Raw genomic sequence first — 17,682 nt, forward strand, 5'->3', positions numbered from 1 at the left:
AGATAATCATCAACAGATGTCACTGTCCAGACTCCTGTTTGAGACGTTCCTTCTTTAGAAACACGATAAATATAAAGCGATGGCATTGCATCGCGGATCAGCACGCCTTTATCCAGAAACTCTTCAAAATTTTCGTTGATCTTTTTGAATGCGAGCTCATTTTTAGAACCCCTTAAAAAAAGATTATCCAGCTTGGGAACAAGCATATTCACATATGAATATGGGTTTTCCTGCCGGATAATCTTTGCCTCCTGCAGGCTTAAGTTTTCCATATCCAGAACAACCTCACCGGCATATGCTGGATTGGGACGGATTCCGTAAAAAGGTTTGATCGTAGGCATTTAATAATATGGCGGATACAAACCTGTTAAGAAATTTAAACCTTATCGGTCTTAAAAAAATCGATAATCAGATTTGCAAGTTCTGTACCAATCCGTTCCTGTGCCTCATTAGTTGATGCACCGATATGTGGAGTTAGAGACACCTTAGGATGAACCAATATCGCCTGACGCGGAGTAGGCTCATTATCAAATACATCTAATCCTGCAAAAGCGACTTTTCCAGAGTTTAATGCTTCAAGCAAGGCATCTTCATCTATAGTACCGCCACGAGAACAATTTACAATTCCCACTCCGGCTTTCATCTTCTCAAATTCTTCCTTACCTAAAATGGGTTTTTCCGAAAAAGGAACATGTAAACTAATGAAATCTGCTTCTTTAATTAGCTGGTCGACACTAAGGGCTTTTATAGGGCAGGACACACGTATGTTCCCGGCCAACTGAATCTCAAGCTCTGCAGGTATTTCAAATAAATCATAGGCCAAAACTTCCATGCCCAGGCCCAAAGCCACTTTAGCGGTTTCCCGACCAATCCGCCCAAAACCGATAATACCAATTTTCTTACCACGTAGCTCAACACCCTTTGCGTAAGCTTTTTTCAAGTCGTTGAATTTAGTATCACCTTCTGATGGCATTCTACGGTTTGCATCCTGCAGAAAACGAATCCCCGTAAACAGATGGGCAAATACCAATTCGGCCACTGAAAGCGAAGAAGCTGCTGGGGTATTCACTACCGCAATTCCTTTTTCCCTTGCATAATCAACGTCGATATTGTCCATACCAACCCCGCCCCTGCCAATCAGTTTTATATTGGGACAAGCATCAATAAGATCCTTCCTGAGTTTAGTTGCACTTCTGACAGTAATACCGTCATATTGCTTCAATCCTTCGGCTAATTCTGCCTGCGGGATATGTTCAGTATCAACCTGAAAACCAGCTTTTTCTAACAATTCTTTACCTATAGGATCAATGCCATCGTTGGCGAGTATACGAAACATATAATTTAAATATTTGATTTTAAGATATTTGTATTAATTTATATTAACAAATAATATACATATTGACACTGCCCATCAGTTCAGAATATTGCAATTAATTACGTTGTTTTTCCTCAAATTCCTGCATCGCATCGATCAAAGCGTGGACACTTGTTATCGGTAACGCATTATACATTGATGCACGGAATCCCCCTACACTCCGATGTCCTTTGATACCGATAATATCTCTGTCTTCAGTAAACTTAAGAAATGGCTTTTCCAGTTCCGGATTTTCCATGACAAAGCAAACATTCATTCTCGATCTATCCTCAACCTTACAAGTACCTTTGAATAATGGATTGCGGTCTATTTCTTTATACAGCGCTTCTGATTTCGATATGTTCTCTTTTTCGATGTCAGCAATTCCACCCTTTGACTTCAACCATCTCAAGTTGAGCATGGCAACATATATCGCAAAAACCGGAGGGGTATTATACATAGAACCTCCCTCTATCTGAACCTTGTAATCCAGCATTGAGCCCAGCTTTCTGTCGATTTGACCAAGTATACTATCTTTAACAATAACAATTGTCAGACCTGCCGGGCCAATATTCTTCTGCGCTCCCGCATAAATCAGTGAGAAATCAGAAACATTAATCACACGGCTCATAATGTCGGAAGACATGTCACAAACTACCGGGACAGATGTTTTAGGCGTTTCAAAAAGTTCTGTACCGAAAATGGTATTGTTTGATGTATAGTGGAAATATGCCGAATCCGCAGGAATTTCGTAATCCTTTGGAATGTAAGTGTAATTTGCATCTTTAGAACTTGCAACAACATTTACATTACCAACTATTTTGGCTTCTTTGATAGCTTTGCTTGCCCATACTCCAGTATCGAGATAAGAGGCTGTTTGCCCATCCCCTAACAAATTCAATGGAACCATGGAAAACTGCATCGATGCCCCTCCCTGCAATAAAACTACTGAATACCCTTCCGGAACATTTAGAAGTTCTTTTACCAAACGAATAGTCTCGTCAACTACTTGCTCAAACTCAGGTGTACGATGAGATATTTCTAAAATGGATAAGCCTGTGCCATTAAATTCCAGTACAGCTTGTGATGCCTGTTTAAAAACTTCCTGAGGTAAAATGCAGGGACCTGCACCAAAATTATGTGTCATGATATAAGAATTGATTGCTCAAAAATAGCAGAATATTTCGAGACATTCGAGCTTTTCGAAGCCATATTCCTAAATCGTGACATTAATCTAACGGCTTTTTAGCTGGGCGATAACCCGAAAATTAAATTTCCGGAAAGTGAGATAATTGGGCACGGCATATTGAACCGCCTTAACGTCAGTCAGCCAGAGATAAGATGCCGTATTTTTATTATTCAGAAGATTAAATATTTCGACGTGAGCACTAAGCGACTGAAAGTATTTTTTTATAAAAGGGCTTATTACCCTGCTATCCGGGTCTGCGAAATCTTTAGAAAAGCCAATATCCACCCGTTTGTACGCTGGAATTTTAAATACATCCTCATACCTTTGGGACCCTGGCGGGCCAGTTGGCAAAGAGGATGCAAAAAGCAGGTTTAAGTGAACCTTATAGGTAGGATTTTGCAGCAGCCTGTCCTGAAAAAGAATCCCAAAATTTACTCTTTGATCGGAGGGGCGTTTTAAATATCCTGGCTTTATCACCTTGTTTGGCAAGCCCGGACCCACACTAACAGTATACTGGTCATTCAGAATATCCTCTTCGGTTTTCATAAAAGAAAGTCTGAAGGTAGACTCCAGTTCTTTTGCAAAAGTACCACTGAGGCTTAGATCAAGGCCAGTCGCATACCCCTTAGACTGCTGGTCTGAAAAATATCTGACCTTCAGATCTTCTGTTTTATAAGGGGTTAAGCGACTGAGTAGTTTATAGTATAGTTCTGATGTAAGTGTCAAACGGGTGCCGAGACCATCAAACTTTCTGTCCATCGCTCCTAGAAATTGATATGAATGCTGCGCCCGGGAATCTGGGTTTATCGTACCGTTATAGTTGCGTAATTCGCGATAGTAAGGTGCCTGGGAATACGCTCCTGCTGAGAACCTTAACAAAAGGTCGTCAGAATTGTCGGGATAGTACATAAATGAAAATCTCGGGCTCACTAAAATTTCCTTTGTAAACGAATTATAATTAGCCCGTATTCCTGCAACGAAAGTTAAATATGAATTTATACTGAAGGTATTTTGAAAAAACGCGTTGATTCGTCTCACATTTACATCATTCTGTTCTTTTATGACCTCAGTATAGGCCCAGTTTGCCGATCCGGGTCTTGAAAAACCCGTAGTATCTAAGCCTATATATTCGTTGATGTTATCTTTTATTTGATCATTTTGGATCTTAAACCCCATTTCAAGGAATGACTTCCTGTACTGTTGATAGAATCTTAATTCGGAGTTATAGATGAGCGATTCCAGTCGGTTGCGGCTGTAATCGTATTGCGATCCTCTTCCCAAAAGACTTCCCCCATTAGTTGCCCCCAGCCCATCCCTTTCGTCAAAAGTATAAAGGCCTAAAAAATCGGTATCCTCCGCTTCGCTGATACCTGTAAATGAACTGATCAATTTGACACTTGAAATATTTGAAAAGTTATAGGCTAAAGTCAGCGCCCCCATTGCCGACTCCAACTGGGTTGACTCCCTCCCATCGTAATTGACAAACAACTTTAACACCTCATCTGATGTCCCAAAATCAGTATCCCTTTGCCCTGGAACCACATCCAGCTTCCCTATATTATAATTTGCGAACAGAGAAAAATTAAGCTTAGGTGTGATGTCCTGATTATAAAGTATCTGATAATCTGAAAATTTGGAAGTGTAATTACCAGTTAAATTTTGCCTTTCCAGCAGATCCTGATTTTCCTTAATTCTAAAACCAGCCATAATATAACTGTTAGGAAACGGGACTTTCACCGTAGCTGAACTTCCAAGGAAGCTAGCAGATGCCTCCAGTGAAAAAGTATCCGGTCGGGAATACCTGACGTCTAAAACTGAAGATAATTTATCGCCATACCTGGCTTCGAACCCGCCTGCTGAGAATTTTACATTACTCGCCATATCCGGATTAACGAAACCTAGATTTTCCTGCTGGCCTTTTGTAATCGTCAGGGGGCGAAAAATTTCTACGTCGTTCAAATAGAGGAGATTTTCATCGAAATTGCCTCCTCGGACAGAATATTGTGAACTCAGCTCATTATTTGCAGATACGCCCGGCATATTTTTAATCAGGCTCTCAAAGCTGCCGGAGGAACTTGGGTATGCTGCAAATTCCTTTGGTTCAATTATTTTGAAGTTACTACCGTTGAATTTTTCACGGATGTTTATTTCATCCAGTGACTGTACTTCAAAAGATAGTTCTACATCCTGTGTGTTCTCCCTGGTGGCAAGCAGTCCGAGTTCAAGAGTTAGAGTTTTATACCCTAGCCGACTAAAGCTCAGGCTAATATTTAAAGGGACGGAATTGATAATATAAAAACCCTCGCGATCAGTCTGGGTGATTGATTTAGAACCTTTAACCTGAACCGTAACACCGCTCAGCAGTTCACCTTTGGAAGAACGCACAGTACCCTTGACAGTAGCAACCGTCTGACTGTATGCAGTGGAATTATACAGTAAAGCCGTGATTAAAATCACAAACCGGAAAACCGATAACGAATGAAATTTCAGGCGATTAAAGATTCTGACTTCGGGCTTCACATTCAGGTCATGCAGTTAATATATCCGAATTTAATTGTTTTAATTCAGATATAGCTAACAAAGGATTTGCAGCAGCAAACACCGCATTTCCTGCTACAAGTACGTTTGCGCCAGCTTTTAAAAGTGTTAATGCATTTTGGGAACCCACTCCGCCATCAATCTCGATCAGAAGATTATCATTTCTTCCTGCAGCGAGAGCTTTTAAAGCCCGAATCTTGCTGTAGGTATTCTCAATAAACTTCTGCCCCCCGAAACCAGGGTTGACAGACATGAGGCAAACGAGATCCACCTCGGTAATAATATCTTCTAGAACATTGACCAGGGTGTGCGGATTAATGGCCACGCCTGCCCGGCATCCCAAATCTTTAATTGCGGATAGCGTACGGTGAAGATGTGTACATGCCTCATAATGCACCGTTATGTTTGCAGCGCCAGCGTTTTTAAATTCCTCAAGGTACCTGTCGGGATCAACGATCATCAGGTGTACATCTAGTGGTTTCGAAGCATGCTTATTAATTGCATGTAAAACTGGAAAGCCGAAAGATATATTTGGAACAAAAACCCCATCCATTATATCAATATGAAACCAGTCGGCCTCACTCTGATTGATCATGGTGATATCTCTTTCGAGGTTGGCGAAATCGGCAGAAAGAACTGAAGGGGCTATAATATGATTCATTGGGTAAATTTACAAAAAGAAATCATTTACAGTTCGGAGTCTTCCCATATAGCCAACAATGTTAAACACAAAGGGCTCAAAGAGCTCGCAAAGGGCGCAAAGATTTAAAGAAAATGATAGAAGTCCTAAGGTGAAATGAAACAACACTTTGCGTGCTTTGCGCAAAACTTTGCGACCTTTGCGGCAAAAATGAACAGAAGTCCATTATTCCACTCTTATAACAAAAAAAACCTGACCAGATTACTCCAGTCAGGTTCGATATAATTTTGCCAATTAAAACTAAGCTTCAGCAGGCTTATTTTCTTCAGGTCTTGGAGGACGAGGAAGCAATGCTTTACGTGAAAGCTTCAATTTTCCTTGCTTATCTACATCCAAAAGTTTAACCTGAACGATATCACCAACATTGAGAACACCTTCCATTGTTTCATGGCGGGTCCAGTCGATCTCAGAGATATGAAGAAGTCCATCTTTGCCTGGCATGATCTCAACGAAAGCACCAAATGGCATGATCGTTTTAACTTTACCTTCGTAGATTTCGCCAACTTCCGGCCTTGCAGCGATAGCTCTGATTCGGCTAACAGCCTTGTCAATCGCCTCTTTATTATCTGCAAAAATCTGTACGATACCCAGGTTATCTTTTTCTTCGATAGCGATGGTTGCGCCAGTTTCACGTTGCATTTCCTGAATGATTTTACCACCGGGGCCTATAACAGCGCCAATAAATTCTTTATCAATTTTCAGGGTTACAATACGCGGTGCATGTGGTTTGTAATCCTCACGCGGTGCAGAAATAGTTTTCTTCATCTCATTTAAGATATGAAGACGTGCTTCACCAGCCTGCTTTAAAGCAGCAGTTAACACTTCCCATTTCAAACCGTTGATTTTTAAGTCCATCTGACAAGCAACAATTCCTGCTTCTGTACCAGTAACTTTAAAATCCATATCTCCTAAATGATCTTCATCACCAAGGATATCAGTTAAAATCGCATACTTACCAGTTTTCTCATCAGTGATCAATCCCATCGCAATTCCGGAAACCGGAGCTTTGATCTTAATACCAGCATCCATCAGCGCAAGCGTACCTGCACAAACAGTTGCCATAGATGAAGAACCATTAGATTCCAAAATATCAGAAACGATACGGATAGTATAAGGGTTATCATCCATAGGGATAACCTTCTTCAAAGAACGCATTGCCAGGTTACCATGACCAATTTCGCGACGGCCAGCACCACGGTTTGGACGAACCTCACCAGTTGAGAAACCAGGGAAGTTATAATGAAGAAGGAATTTCTGGTATCCGTTAAAGAATGCACCATCAATCATTTGCTCATCAGATTTAGCACCTAATGTAACAGTTGTCAATGATTGTGTTTCTCCTCTGGTGAACACAGCAGAACCGTGTGCCGAAGGCAGATATCCAATTTCACTCCAGATTGGACGAACTGTACGTGAATCCCTTCCATCCAAACGAATTCCTTCGTCAAGAACCAGATTACGGATCGCATCATATTGTACGTCGTGGAAATATTTTTTAGCAAGGAAGCCTGTTGTATCATCCAGATCTTCACCTAATGATGCGATGAAGTCCATAAGGATTGCACCAAATGCATCACCTCTCTCCTGTTTCGCTGAATTTGATTTTGCAATTGCGTATACTTTATCGTACGTAGCTGCATATATTTTCGCTTTCAAATCCTCATCATGTGTCTCATGGCTGTACACACGTTTGATGGTTTTACCAACCATTTCAGCAAGTTCTTTCTGTGCCTGTACCTGGATTACGATTGCTTTGTGTGCAAATTCAATTGCAGCAACCATATCCTCTTCAGAGATTTCGTCAGCTTCACCTTCAACCATTACGATATCATGCTCAGTTCCAGCAACAAGGAAATCGATTGTCGCCCTTTCCAGATCGCTCAGGTAAGGATTGATAACAAAGTTTCCATCGATACGAGCAACGCGCACTTCAGAAATAGGCCCGTTAAACGGGATATCAGACACTGCAATAGCTGCAGATGCTGCTAATCCTGCAAGGCAATCCGGCATGATGTTTTTATCGGCCGAGATCAAAGAGATCATCACCTGAGTATCAGAATGATAATCATCCGGGAACATCGGACGAAGGGCACGGTCTACTAAACGTGAAATAAGAACTTCATGATCTGAAAGTCTCGCTTCACGACGTAAGAACCCGCCTGGTATACGTCCTGTAGACGCATATTTTTCCTGGTAATCAACAGATAATGGTAAAAAATCTGTCCCAGCTTTAGCACCTATTGATGAAACAACAGTTGCCAGGAGCATCGTATCTCCCATCTTTACGACTACTGAACCATCCGCTTGTTTTGCAAGCTTTCCAGTTTCAATCTCGATCATTCGGCCATCGCCCAGATCGAATACTTTTTTAATTGCGTTTTGACTCATTTGTTTTTCGTTGCGATGTATTTTTCCTCTTTTGAATACACCATCTTTTATATATAATTGGTTTTTTTGAACTAAAAAAGCCATCCCAGAAGGATGGCTTCGTAATGTGTTGCTAAGATTATTTAATAATATCTCTTAACTCTAATGCTTTGATAATTGCACGATACCTGTTGATATCTTTTTTGTAAAGATAAGCAAGCAGGGCGCGGCGTTTACCTACAAGTTTCTGAAGAGATAATTGTGTAGAAAAATCCTTCTTGTTTTTTTTCAAATGCCCGGTTAAATGAGCAATACGGGAGGTAAATAATGCTACCTGTCCTTCTGCAGAACCTGTGTCTGTAGCACCTTTTCCGTGCTTGGCAAAAATTTCTGCCTTGTACTCTGTACTTAAATACATTACCTGAATAATATTAAAGCGTGAATTGATTTAATTAATTGAGTGCAAAGATAGGATAAGTACGGGTTAATTGCAAATCCCAATAATTACCCCGAATTTCGTCTCAAATGGAAATCCCCAAAACCTATAGCCGCTTTAAAACCGAGTTTAAAGTTCGTCCAGATGATATCGATATGTTCAACCATGTCCACAACAGTACGTATTTTGATTACGTACTGGCTGCCAGGTATGAACAAATGGAGGTGTTTTATAAAATGCCGATGGAAACCTTCCTCGAGCAGGGTTACGGCTGGGTTGTCCGGACTGCGCATGTCGATTACAAACGCCCTCTGGGATTAGGGGACACATTTACAGTTGAAACCGGGATTGAAACAATTAACCCCAAAGGATGCCGTGTCACATTTGAAATCATCAACCTAAAAACCGGGAAAACCTCCTGCGATGGATGGTTTGATTACGTAATGATTGATACTAATACCGGCAAGGGTGTGAAAGTTTCTGAGGATATGATACTTAGGTACTCTATTTAGCGGGTCGACTGTTCCCCGACTGGCTCGGGGATCTCGTCAACGGCACGCGGCCCAAGCCGCAAGTGTCGACCGGCGCGTTTCGTTTGCCGATTTTACCTTCTCACCTTCCACCATTCACCTCTCCACTCTCCAACGCTTTCTCAATTAACTCCCCATAAAACTCCCCAATATCCATCCCCGCCGCTCTTACCTGCTGTGGGATGAAACTTTGTGCGGTTTGTCCCGGAATAGTATTTATTTCTACAAAGTAAAAGTTGCTGGTTTTATCCTGCAGGAAGTAATCAATCCTTACCATCCCACGGCAATTAAGTTTGATATAAATGTCTTTTACGATTCGCTCAACGTTTGCCTTTTCTTCCGGACTCATTCTTCCGGGCGTAATCTCCTCCGTAGCTCCCGGAGTATATTTAGCTTCAAAGTCAAAGAAGTCGTTTGATGGGATAACTTCCGTAGTCGGTAAGACAGTAATTCCATTCTTCCCGGAGTAAACACCAATTGAGAACTCTCTGCCCTGTATAAATTCTTCTACTAGCACCTGTGTATCCTCATGAAAAGCTTTATCAAGTGCTGAAGGAAGTTCTTCAGCGGACTTAACTTTACTCATTCCAATACTACTGCCCCCATTATTCGGTTTTATGAACAAGGGTAGCTGAAGCGAAGAAAGCAATAAGCCTGCGTTTTCATCTGACTGTTGAAATAGCTGCACCGATTTAGCAACATGAAGACCTGGTATACCGTCCACGATCGCCTTAGAATAACCCTTATTCATAGTTAAGGCCGATGTGAGCGCATCACAACTAGTGTATGGTATATCAAGCAAATCAAAGTAACCCTGAAGTTTCCCATCTTCACCTGGTGAACCGTGCAGCATGATAAAAACAGCATCAAAGGTAATTTTCTTATCTCCTGGCATGATGCTGAAATCGTTACGATCTACCTGGTGTTTAACTGAATTCGCATCTTCATAGTACCACTCGTTTTTGAGTATTACTATTTTGTATACATCATATTTTGTACGGTCTAATTGTGACTCCACAAATGCAGAGCTTTTCATGGAAACGACCGATTCACCTGTAAATCCGCCTGTTACTAAAGCTATAATCTTATTCATTTCCGCAAATATATTGGAAAAAACTATCGGACTATAAGGGGGTTTAATTTTTATCTTCGGTATTGCTTATTTTTGAATTATTTTTGCAATCTCAATGCTGTTTCGATAAATAGCACGTTAACAATACAGGGAATTTCTAGATACTACTTAACACGCTATTAATGGGTAAATTTTTTGATTACTTAAAAACAAAAACATTTCGGAAGAATCTCCTCATAGCTACAGTTTCTATTATAGCTTTCCTGCTGGTCATTTTTTACAGTTTGGGATATTACACCCATCACGGTGAAGGCATGCCGGTCCCTAAATTAAAAGGTTTAAGCATTGGTCGGGCAGTAGAGCTTTTGGAGGCTCAGGGTCTCAGGTATCAGATCAACGATTCAGTGTATCTTATAGATAAAGAACCAGGAATAATTGTCGAGCAGGATCCTGACCCGAACACGAATGTAAAAGCTAACAGGACAATCTATTTAATTATCACCAGGGATGCCCCAAACATCAAATTCCCGGACATTGCTGGTAAAACATTTTTAGAAGTACGCTCCATCCTTAATAATTATCAGCTGAAAGTAGGCGACACATCCTATGTATCCGACGTAGCCCGTGATGTGGTAATCAGTACTTCGTTTGGTGGAAGCTCAATAGCAAAAGGACAGCAAATACCGAAAGGTTCTAAGGTCGATCTAATTTTAGGTGATGGCCTGGGAGCAAGTGAAGTGGATATTCCAAACTTGCTGGGCCTTTTACTTAATGAAGCGAGGTTGTCTCTTATAGGCTCTTCGCTGGTGCTTGGCGAGGTAACATACGAGGGAACGGTTGTAGACACTGTAGGTGCTAAAGTTATACGCCAGCTTCCTGCAATAAGTGATACCTTGAATAAAGTAAGTATCGGTACGCAGATTGATGTGGTCTTAAGTAACTAAATAAGAGAATGTGAATATTTCAGCAGCTGATTTTTATATACTTCAAAAAACAAACAACTCTTTGATAATCATAGATGTACGCGAACCTTTGGAGTTTAGTACATTTAATATAGGCGGCGTTAATATCCCGCTGGGCATTCTTATAAGAGATATCGAAGAACTCGACTATCAAAATGATGATGAAATCGTTATGATTTGTCAGCATGGCTTAAGAAGTGAAACAGCCCGACGTGTTATGAAACAGAACGGATATAACAACGTTCGTAATTTGGCAGGGGGATTGATTGCCTACCAAAAACAAAAAATACAAACATCAACAAAATAGAATGACTGAGGTAAAAACAAATAAAACCAGCTTTAAAACCAAAGTGCTTATTGCTTTGGGTATCCTTTTTATCGTTATGCTGGGAGGAACCGCATTCAATTATTATTTAAAGTATTTTGGACCTAATGTAACGGATAACACGGAATATCTTTATATAAAGACAGGTTCCGGTTTCGACGATGTTTACAATACTATCAAAAAAGACGGCATTGTAAAAGACAGTGTTTCGTTCCTGAACGCTGCAAATAATATGGAGTATCCTGGAAGTGTCAAGCCCGGGAGATATCGACTGACAAAAGGAATGAGCAACCGGTCCTTCATTAACATGCTAAAAGCTGGAAATCAGGAACCTGTCAAAATTGCATTTCAGAATGTGAGACTGAAACAAACGCTCGCTGGCATGGTGGCCAGAAAGCTCGAAACTGATTCTGCATCCATAGGTAGACTTCTTGATTCTACTGCCTTTGTTCAAAAATATGGCTTTACTACTGACAATGTACATACGATGTTTATTCCCAATTCGTACGAAATATATTGGAATACACCAGCAGAGAAGTTTTTTACCAGGATGCACGATGAGTATAAGAAATTCTGGACTGCAGAAAGAAAAGCAAAGGCCGAAAAGATAGACCTCACCCCTATTGAAGTAAGTGTTTTAGCTTCGATTGTAGATGGTGAAGCTTTAATGGATAAAGAGATGCCAGTTATCGCTGGCCTGTACATGAACCGCTTGAAAAAAGGCATGAAACTGGAAGCGGACCCAACTGTTATATTTGCGGCAAACGACTTTACAATCAGACGTGTACTGAATAAACATCTCAGGATTGAGTCTCCTTATAATACTTATCGCAACACCGGCCTCCCTCCTGGTCCTATTGGGATGCCAAGCATTAATGCAATTGACGCTGTACTAAATTACGATAGTCATAATTATATTTATATGTGTGCTAAGGAGGATTTCTCAGGGTATCATAATTTTGCGGTTACCCTGGCTGAACATTCAGTTAATGCAAGAAAGTTTCAGCAGGCATTGAATGCCCGAAATATTAAGAAATAATGATTGTACACTCAACCAGGATTCGGGTTCGGTATGCCGATACAGATCAAATGGGCTATATGTATTATGGTAATTACGCGGAATTCTATGAGGTCGGACGTGTAGAAATGCTCAGGAGCCTGGGATTGACTTACAAATCGATGGAGGATTCAGGGATAATTATGCCGGTTACAGAACTAAAATGCAAATACATTAAACCGGCATTTTATGATGAAGAGATCACTGTTAAAGTGATTATGGAGAGTATACCTTCAGTTAGAATTCATTTTAAATATGAATTGTCAAATGAGAAGGATGAATTAATCAATCTGGGTGAAACTACTCTCGTGTTTATAAACCAGAAAACTAACCGTCCATGCCAAGCCCCGACAGATTTTTTATATAAATTAAAAGTACATTTCAATTAATATATGCTCTGGCTGCATAAAATGCTCTTAAAACTGAAACCTTATTATCTGCTTATCGAGTGGACTAAGGTGATGATATTGCCCGGGTTTAGCCCATTGCCAGTATATACTGTTGCAAGCTTCTTTTTCATGGAAATTGGCAAAGATGAGCTTATAAACAAAGCTTCCTCTCTAGCTTATAACTTTATGCTGGCTATTTTTCCAGCAATCATCTTCATATTTACGTTGATTCCCTACATTCCTATAGCTGGTTTTCAGGACCAGTTGATGCAGCTAATCGCACTCGTTCTGCCCCTGGAAGCTTATGAAGCGGTTAAAACGACTATGATGGATATCGTAAGTAACCAAAATTCAAAATTACTCTCCTTCGGTTTTATTCTTGCCCTGATCTTTGCAACCAATGGGGTTCATACGCTCATGCAGGCCTTTAATAAGTCTTCCCTCTTAATGGAAACGCGGCCATGGCTAAAGCAGCGCCTTGTGGCAGTTTATCTTACTGTACTCATATCGTTCGCATTGATATTCGGCTTAATTATAATGACTATCGGAGAGTACATTTTCGGAGTGCTTCAAACTGAACTGAGTTTTAAAGATTCTTTTTGGTTGTATCTCGTTAACGCGGGGCGCTGGTTTATATTGATTGTCATTTATTTTGTCACCATTTCCCTGTTATACCGGTACGGACCTGCTCATCCCAAAAAGTGGCGTTTTTTTAGTGCAGGTTCCTGGATGGCAACATTGCTGGCTATATTAACTTTTTGGGGATTCTCCTACTACATAAACAATTTTGGTAACTATAATAAACTTTACGGATCGATAGGTACCCTTATCGTGCTGATGATTTGGCTGTATCTTAATTCTCTTATTATCCTTGTCGGATTTGAATTAAATGCAAGCATCGACCTGTCTAAACGCAGTATCCGCATTGTCAAACCGAAATTCAATACCTTCAAACCAGCTCCACCTATAGAGGAGAAACTCGAAAGTAAAACATAGTTTATGACCGCTCTCAATAAGCAGAAACATAAAAAGCCTGATAGCAAACTATCAGGCTTTTTATATTACAAACAATTTAATTCGTTAAACTCTCAATCTCTGGTGGTGATAGTTGAAGCCATCTCAGCAGGTTAAAAGCTTTCAACATTTAATCTGCCCCCAGTTACACACTTGCCATTCAATGAGGCTGTCGGAACAGTAGTGGATAAAATAGCATTTTTAATTTGTGCAGCTGATGCTGAGGGATTAGAAGATGCATATAATGCTACTGCACCAGTCACATGCGGAGTTGCCATAGACGTACCACTATAACTTCCATAGGAGGAAACAATACTTCCTTTAGAAGAAGCGGGTAAGGTAGATGTGATAGCGGAACCTGGAGCTCCCAGATCCACGTTTTGAGCACCATAATTCGAAAAGCTCGAAATAGTGCCGTCTTTTACTATGGAGGCAACGGCGATGACGTTAGCACTATTGTAGGCCGAAGGGTAACTAATAGTTACGTCGTTATTCGCTCCATCATTTCCTGCGGCAGCTACGAACAAGATATTTTGGGCTCCCGCTCTGTCAATAGCATCCTTCAATGCCTGCGAGTAACCGCCTCCACCCCATGAATTATTAGTAGCAGGAAGATTAAGACCGTGTCTTACTTTTAAGTCTGTTAAATAATCCACCGCTTTAACTGCATTTGCAGTAGTGCCGCCCCTCCGACCTAAAAATTTGGTAGAAATCAGTTTAACGTTCCAAACCACGCCTGCAACACCCTTACCATTACCACCTTTCGCACCAATTGTCCCGGCAACATGTGTTCCATGGTCATCGGTTGAGCCATCAAATACAGAGTTGTTGTTTCCATCGAAATCCCAGCCATGGATATCGTCAATATATCCATTGCCGTCATTGTCAATTCCATCTAAAGGATCAAATGGATTCGTCCAAAAGTTGTCAACAAGATCTTCATGATTAAACATTGCTCCTTCATCAATAACACCTATATGTATTGATGATGATCCAGTATGGTTCAAGGCCCATGCTTCACCTGCCTGACTGCCATATTGATTAGCCGGGCTGGTAGCATCGCCATACATTCCCCATAAAGAATTATTTGGGTAATAGGTATCGTTAGACACCACGTCGTGTTCATAGATGTAGTTTGGTTCGGCGAAAACGACTTCAGAATCAGTGAATTTCAATCGTGCTTCAAGAGCTGCCAAAGGTGTACTAACAATTAAAAATCCTTCCTTGTCACCATTTCGCTGCATGGTCTTAGTCAGGACCTTTTCCTTTACTTTACCGCTAATGCGGGATAAAGCATTTTCCCGTCCTGTGGCGGATAGGCCCGATTTGAATTTAACGAGCAATTCATTTGGGACGAACTTTAGTCCAGCGCCGTCTTGATTAGCCGAAGCATCTACGGACTGCATCAGATTCTCTTTGATATTCAGGTCGTCGGCCGGTTCTTTAGAACAAGCGACCAGGAATACAGACAAAGCAATACCGAAAGCCGTGCCTTTGAAGATTGCCTTTGAAAATTTCTTATTCATAGCTATTGGGTTAGTTAATCAAATATATAAAGAATCTGTATTCAAGATACCAAAAATAATAGTCTCAAATTATTTTTTTTTAAGAATATAAATTATTTGCAGTCAGCGAATGAAGGGGGCTGGTTCAAATATATCTACCAACCATAGGGAGCTAAACAAAAAATGCCATCCGCTTTAGGCGGATAGCATTTCTTTGCGGAGAGCTAGGGATTCGAACCCCAGGAACCTGTAACAGTTCAACAGTTTTCAAGACTGCCGCAATCGACCACTCTGCCAGCTCTCCGAGGGCAAAAGTACAAACTCCGGCTTAATCTGCAAACAAAAAACGCAGTTTTTGGAATAATAGGTGTAACTCTCAGATAGTGAACAAGAAAGGAATTTTTGAAAGACTTTTACTTTCGATTAAACTATCACATTGACGCTGATTCCAGAAATAATACGCAATCCCACCGACTGGGATGGCCGTTGATCAGGATATGGATCCTTTTCCCGTCATCAACTAGTCATAAATAAAATGTTAAAATATTTTTAAATACCTTGTTAACGTTTTCTACGTAGGTATCTCAAAAAACTGAAATGGATAAGATAAAAGGTATATTTTCAACAATCTGCATAGTTGCCACACTTGCAGTTTCTTGTCAGCCCAAAGCGGAAAAGAACGTGGCAGAAATACAAACCGAAACAGTTACTGGTCAAGACAAAAATGGATACAATAAGCTTACGGCCGAACAGGAAGCGATTATCGTTAATAAGGGTACGGAAAGGCCCTACAGCGGCGAATATGTGAAAGACATGGGTGAAGGTCTATATACCTGCGCGCGATGTAACGAACCTTTATACACGTCCAAAACCAAATTTGACAGCGAATGCGGCTGGCCCAGCTTTGACGAAGAAATCGAAGGTAAGGTTAAAAGGATTCCTGACCCTGATGGAATGCGGACAGAGATTGTCTGTGTGAAGTGTAATGCACATCTCGGGCACGTGTTTTTAGGAGAAGGGTTTACTGCAAAAAATACGCGGCATTGTGTAAATTCTGTTTCCCTGAAATTCGTTCCAGCGGCTGAAGTTAAACGTCAAATCTAATTATCATTATGAAAAAGATCTTATTAATAACACTTTGCATCATTTTAGCAGGCTCTACTGGATATTCCCAAAAGAAGCCGGTATTAAAGAAGGCTACATTTGGAATGGGTTGTTTTTGGTGCACAGAAGCAGTATTCCAAAGAATTAAAGGCGTTACCAAAGTCGAGTCGGGCTATACTGGTGGCAAGATTAAGAATCCAACTTATGAGCAGGTGTCAACCGGTAAAACCGGACACGCGGAAGTTTCCCAGATCACGTATGATCCCTCGAAAATAAGTTATGCCGAGCTTCTGGAAATATTCTGGAAAATGCATGATCCAACAACTTTAAACCGTCAGGGCGCTGATGTAGGTACTCACTACCGTTCAGCTATTTTCTATTCTGATGCGCAGCAAAAAGCTGAGGCGGAAAAATACAAAGCTGAGTTAAACAAAGCAAAAGCTTATCCTAAGCCTATTGTAACTCAGATTACCGCTGCACAGCCATTCTACAAAGCTGAGAACTACCATCAGAACTATTTCAATCTCAATGGTCGTCAGCCCTATTGCCGGGCGGTTATACAGCCGAAGATTGATAAGTTAGAGAAGGTGTTTAAGGATAAGATTAAATAGGGAATAGGAATAGGATTTGAATAAGATTTATAGGATGATAGGATTCATAGGATGCTGGATGGAGATGCACAGCGCGAGGACCTAATATAGCATTCCTATAAACCAGAATTTAAAAGAAAAAAGGCCGGACTTATTACGAAGTCCGGCCTTGTACGCCCATTAGGATTCGAACCTAAGACCTACGGTTTAGAAAACCGTTGCTCTATCCAGCTGAGCTATGGGCGCTTATTTCGACAAAAGTATGAAAACATCCTATAAAGTCAAATTTATTCTCAAGTTTAAGGTTTGATTGTTAGGATCAGTGGCCTCACCCCTGATTTCAAAGCCGTTGTACCTGTCTACCGTCAGGCTGGATTGGTACTTGCTACTTGATTCTTGATTCTTGATACTTGTTACTTGATACCATTTTTTTCCTACTTTTGATCAAACGCAAAATCACTTGGCCCGATTCAAAAAGCAATTACATCTTCTTTTATACAGGAAATATAGCTCTAACATCAAGTTTGTGATGATGGCCTTATGTGTGGCG

17 protein-coding genes and 2 tRNA genes are annotated in these 17,682 nt (G+C 40.7%); 8 read left to right on the plus strand and 11 right to left on the minus strand.

What is annotated here, in order from left to right; all coding sequences use genetic code 11:
- The 7 genes from WBJ10_RS07010 to rpsO all read right to left on the minus strand — a co-directional run.
- A partial coding sequence (locus WBJ10_RS07010; protein WP_424288805.1) for a DUF1015 family protein occupies positions 1 to 341 on the minus strand: 341 nt, incomplete at its 3' end.
- 35 nt (positions 342 to 376) lie between these two features.
- Complete coding sequence (locus WBJ10_RS07015) at positions 377 to 1,336, minus strand: D-2-hydroxyacid dehydrogenase (RefSeq protein WP_424288806.1); 960 nt, start codon at positions 1,334 to 1,336, stop codon at positions 377 to 379.
- A 94-nt stretch (positions 1,337 to 1,430) separates the two neighbouring features.
- On the minus strand, positions 1,431 to 2,501 hold the full coding sequence (gene serC / locus WBJ10_RS07020) for a 3-phosphoserine/phosphohydroxythreonine transaminase (protein ID WP_424288807.1): 1,071 nt from the start codon (positions 2,499 to 2,501) through the stop codon (positions 1,431 to 1,433).
- 87 nt (positions 2,502 to 2,588) lie between these two features.
- A complete protein-coding gene (locus WBJ10_RS07025) occupies positions 2,589 to 5,063 on the minus strand; it encodes a TonB-dependent receptor (RefSeq protein WP_424288808.1) in 2,475 nt (824 codons plus the stop codon).
- A 7-nt stretch (positions 5,064 to 5,070) separates the two neighbouring features.
- Positions 5,071 to 5,742, minus strand: coding sequence for a ribulose-phosphate 3-epimerase (rpe, locus tag WBJ10_RS07030; protein ID WP_424288809.1), 672 nt, complete (start codon positions 5,740 to 5,742; stop codon positions 5,071 to 5,073).
- 279 nt (positions 5,743 to 6,021) lie between these two features.
- Positions 6,022 to 8,169 carry a polyribonucleotide nucleotidyltransferase gene (pnp, locus tag WBJ10_RS07035; protein WP_424288810.1) on the minus strand — a complete coding sequence of 716 codons (2,148 nt, stop codon included), beginning with the start codon at positions 8,167 to 8,169 and terminating at the stop codon, positions 6,022 to 6,024.
- A 118-nt stretch (positions 8,170 to 8,287) separates the two neighbouring features.
- The gene (gene rpsO / locus WBJ10_RS07040; protein WP_079702292.1) at positions 8,288 to 8,566 is read right to left on the minus strand and encodes a 30S ribosomal protein S15; all 279 of its coding nucleotides are present in this window, start codon (positions 8,564 to 8,566) and stop codon (positions 8,288 to 8,290) included.
- A gap of 107 nt (positions 8,567 to 8,673) precedes the next feature.
- On the opposite strand from rpsO, the gene WBJ10_RS07045 reads away from it, so the two are divergent.
- A complete protein-coding gene (locus WBJ10_RS07045; RefSeq protein WP_424288811.1) occupies positions 8,674 to 9,096 on the plus strand; it encodes an acyl-CoA thioesterase in 423 nt (140 codons plus the stop codon).
- 100 nt (positions 9,097 to 9,196) lie between these two features.
- Here WBJ10_RS07045 and WBJ10_RS07050 read toward each other — a convergent pair whose 3' ends face one another.
- A complete protein-coding gene (locus WBJ10_RS07050; RefSeq protein ID WP_424288812.1) occupies positions 9,197 to 10,207 on the minus strand; it encodes a D-alanine--D-alanine ligase in 1,011 nt (336 codons plus the stop codon).
- A 161-nt stretch (positions 10,208 to 10,368) separates the two neighbouring features.
- On the opposite strand from WBJ10_RS07050, the gene WBJ10_RS07055 reads away from it, so the two are divergent.
- Genes WBJ10_RS07055 through WBJ10_RS07075 form a run of 5 tightly spaced genes read left to right on the plus strand, consistent with a single transcriptional unit; the run spans position 10,369 to position 13,915 of the window.
- Positions 10,369 to 11,130 carry a PASTA domain-containing protein gene (locus WBJ10_RS07055; RefSeq protein ID WP_424288813.1) on the plus strand — a complete coding sequence of 254 codons (762 nt, stop codon included), beginning with the start codon at positions 10,369 to 10,371 and terminating at the stop codon, positions 11,128 to 11,130.
- 10 nt (positions 11,131 to 11,140) lie between these two features.
- Positions 11,141 to 11,455 (plus strand): rhodanese-like domain-containing protein, encoded by a 315-nt coding sequence (locus tag WBJ10_RS07060; RefSeq protein WP_424288814.1) that lies wholly within the window; start codon positions 11,141 to 11,143, stop codon positions 11,453 to 11,455.
- 1 nt (position 11,456) lies between these two features.
- Positions 11,457 to 12,512, plus strand: a complete 1,056-nt coding sequence (gene mltG, locus WBJ10_RS07065; RefSeq protein WP_424288815.1) for an endolytic transglycosylase MltG — start codon at positions 11,457 to 11,459, stop codon at positions 12,510 to 12,512.
- The gene (locus WBJ10_RS07070; RefSeq protein WP_424288816.1) at positions 12,512 to 12,919 is read left to right on the plus strand and encodes an acyl-CoA thioesterase; all 408 of its coding nucleotides are present in this window, start codon (positions 12,512 to 12,514) and stop codon (positions 12,917 to 12,919) included. The genes mltG and WBJ10_RS07070 overlap by 1 nt, the downstream gene beginning before the upstream one ends.
- 3 nt (positions 12,920 to 12,922) lie before the next feature.
- Positions 12,923 to 13,915, plus strand: coding sequence for a YihY/virulence factor BrkB family protein (locus WBJ10_RS07075; RefSeq protein WP_424288817.1), 993 nt, complete (start codon positions 12,923 to 12,925; stop codon positions 13,913 to 13,915).
- Positions 13,916 to 14,046: 131 nt separating this feature from the next.
- Here the strand turns inward: WBJ10_RS07075 and WBJ10_RS07080 are convergent, their stop codons facing one another.
- Both WBJ10_RS07080 and WBJ10_RS07085 read right to left on the minus strand, forming a co-directional pair.
- Positions 14,047 to 15,459, minus strand: a complete 1,413-nt coding sequence (locus WBJ10_RS07080; protein WP_424288818.1) for a S8 family peptidase — start codon at positions 15,457 to 15,459, stop codon at positions 14,047 to 14,049.
- Between the two features lie 196 nt (positions 15,460 to 15,655).
- Positions 15,656 to 15,742, minus strand: a tRNA-Ser gene (locus WBJ10_RS07085).
- A 293-nt stretch (positions 15,743 to 16,035) separates the two neighbouring features.
- On the opposite strand from WBJ10_RS07085, the gene WBJ10_RS07090 reads away from it, so the two are divergent.
- Together WBJ10_RS07090 and msrA are read left to right on the plus strand one after the other, a co-directional pair.
- Positions 16,036 to 16,542, plus strand: a complete 507-nt coding sequence (locus WBJ10_RS07090) for a methionine-R-sulfoxide reductase (protein ID WP_424288819.1) — start codon at positions 16,036 to 16,038, stop codon at positions 16,540 to 16,542.
- A gap of 8 nt (positions 16,543 to 16,550) precedes the next feature.
- Complete coding sequence (gene msrA / locus WBJ10_RS07095; protein WP_424288820.1) at positions 16,551 to 17,153, plus strand: peptide-methionine (S)-S-oxide reductase MsrA; 603 nt, start codon at positions 16,551 to 16,553, stop codon at positions 17,151 to 17,153.
- A 151-nt stretch (positions 17,154 to 17,304) separates the two neighbouring features.
- On the opposite strand, the gene WBJ10_RS07100 is transcribed toward msrA, so the two are convergent.
- Positions 17,305 to 17,378: transfer RNA gene (locus WBJ10_RS07100), tRNA-Arg, on the minus strand.
- Positions 17,379 to 17,682: the final 304 nt, after the last annotated feature.

This window comes from Daejeonella sp. (genome assembly GCF_049655485.1).
In the GTDB taxonomy this organism is placed as follows: Bacteria; Bacteroidota; Bacteroidia; order Sphingobacteriales; family Sphingobacteriaceae; genus Daejeonella.

Bases quoted from the DNA above. Each gene is read 5' to 3' on its own strand.
- WBJ10_RS07015 (WP_424288806.1), bottom strand. From the start codon at position 1,336: ATGTTTCGTATACTCGCCAACGATGGCATTGATCCTATAGGTAAAGAA.
- serC (WP_424288807.1), bottom strand. From the start codon at position 2,501: ATGACACATAATTTTGGTGCAGGTCCCTGCATTTTACCTCAGGAAGTT.
- rpe (WP_424288809.1), bottom strand. From the start codon at position 5,742: ATGAATCATATTATAGCCCCTTCAGTTCTTTCTGCCGATTTCGCCAAC.
- pnp (WP_424288810.1), bottom strand. From the start codon at position 8,169: ATGAGTCAAAACGCAATTAAAAAAGTATTCGATCTGGGCGATGGCCGA.
- rpsO (WP_079702292.1), bottom strand. From the start codon at position 8,566: ATGTATTTAAGTACAGAGTACAAGGCAGAAATTTTTGCCAAGCACGGA.
- WBJ10_RS07045 (WP_424288811.1), top strand. From the start codon at position 8,674: ATGGAAATCCCCAAAACCTATAGCCGCTTTAAAACCGAGTTTAAAGTT.
- WBJ10_RS07050 (WP_424288812.1), bottom strand. From the start codon at position 10,207: ATGAATAAGATTATAGCTTTAGTAACAGGCGGATTTACAGGTGAATCG.
- WBJ10_RS07055 (WP_424288813.1), top strand. From the start codon at position 10,369: ATGGGTAAATTTTTTGATTACTTAAAAACAAAAACATTTCGGAAGAAT.
- mltG (WP_424288815.1), top strand. From the start codon at position 11,457: ATGACTGAGGTAAAAACAAATAAAACCAGCTTTAAAACCAAAGTGCTT.
- WBJ10_RS07070 (WP_424288816.1), top strand. From the start codon at position 12,512: ATGATTGTACACTCAACCAGGATTCGGGTTCGGTATGCCGATACAGAT.
- WBJ10_RS07075 (WP_424288817.1), top strand. From the start codon at position 12,923: ATGCTCTGGCTGCATAAAATGCTCTTAAAACTGAAACCTTATTATCTG.
- WBJ10_RS07080 (WP_424288818.1), bottom strand. From the start codon at position 15,459: ATGAATAAGAAATTTTCAAAGGCAATCTTCAAAGGCACGGCTTTCGGT.
- WBJ10_RS07090 (WP_424288819.1), top strand. From the start codon at position 16,036: ATGGATAAGATAAAAGGTATATTTTCAACAATCTGCATAGTTGCCACA.
- msrA (WP_424288820.1), top strand. From the start codon at position 16,551: ATGAAAAAGATCTTATTAATAACACTTTGCATCATTTTAGCAGGCTCT.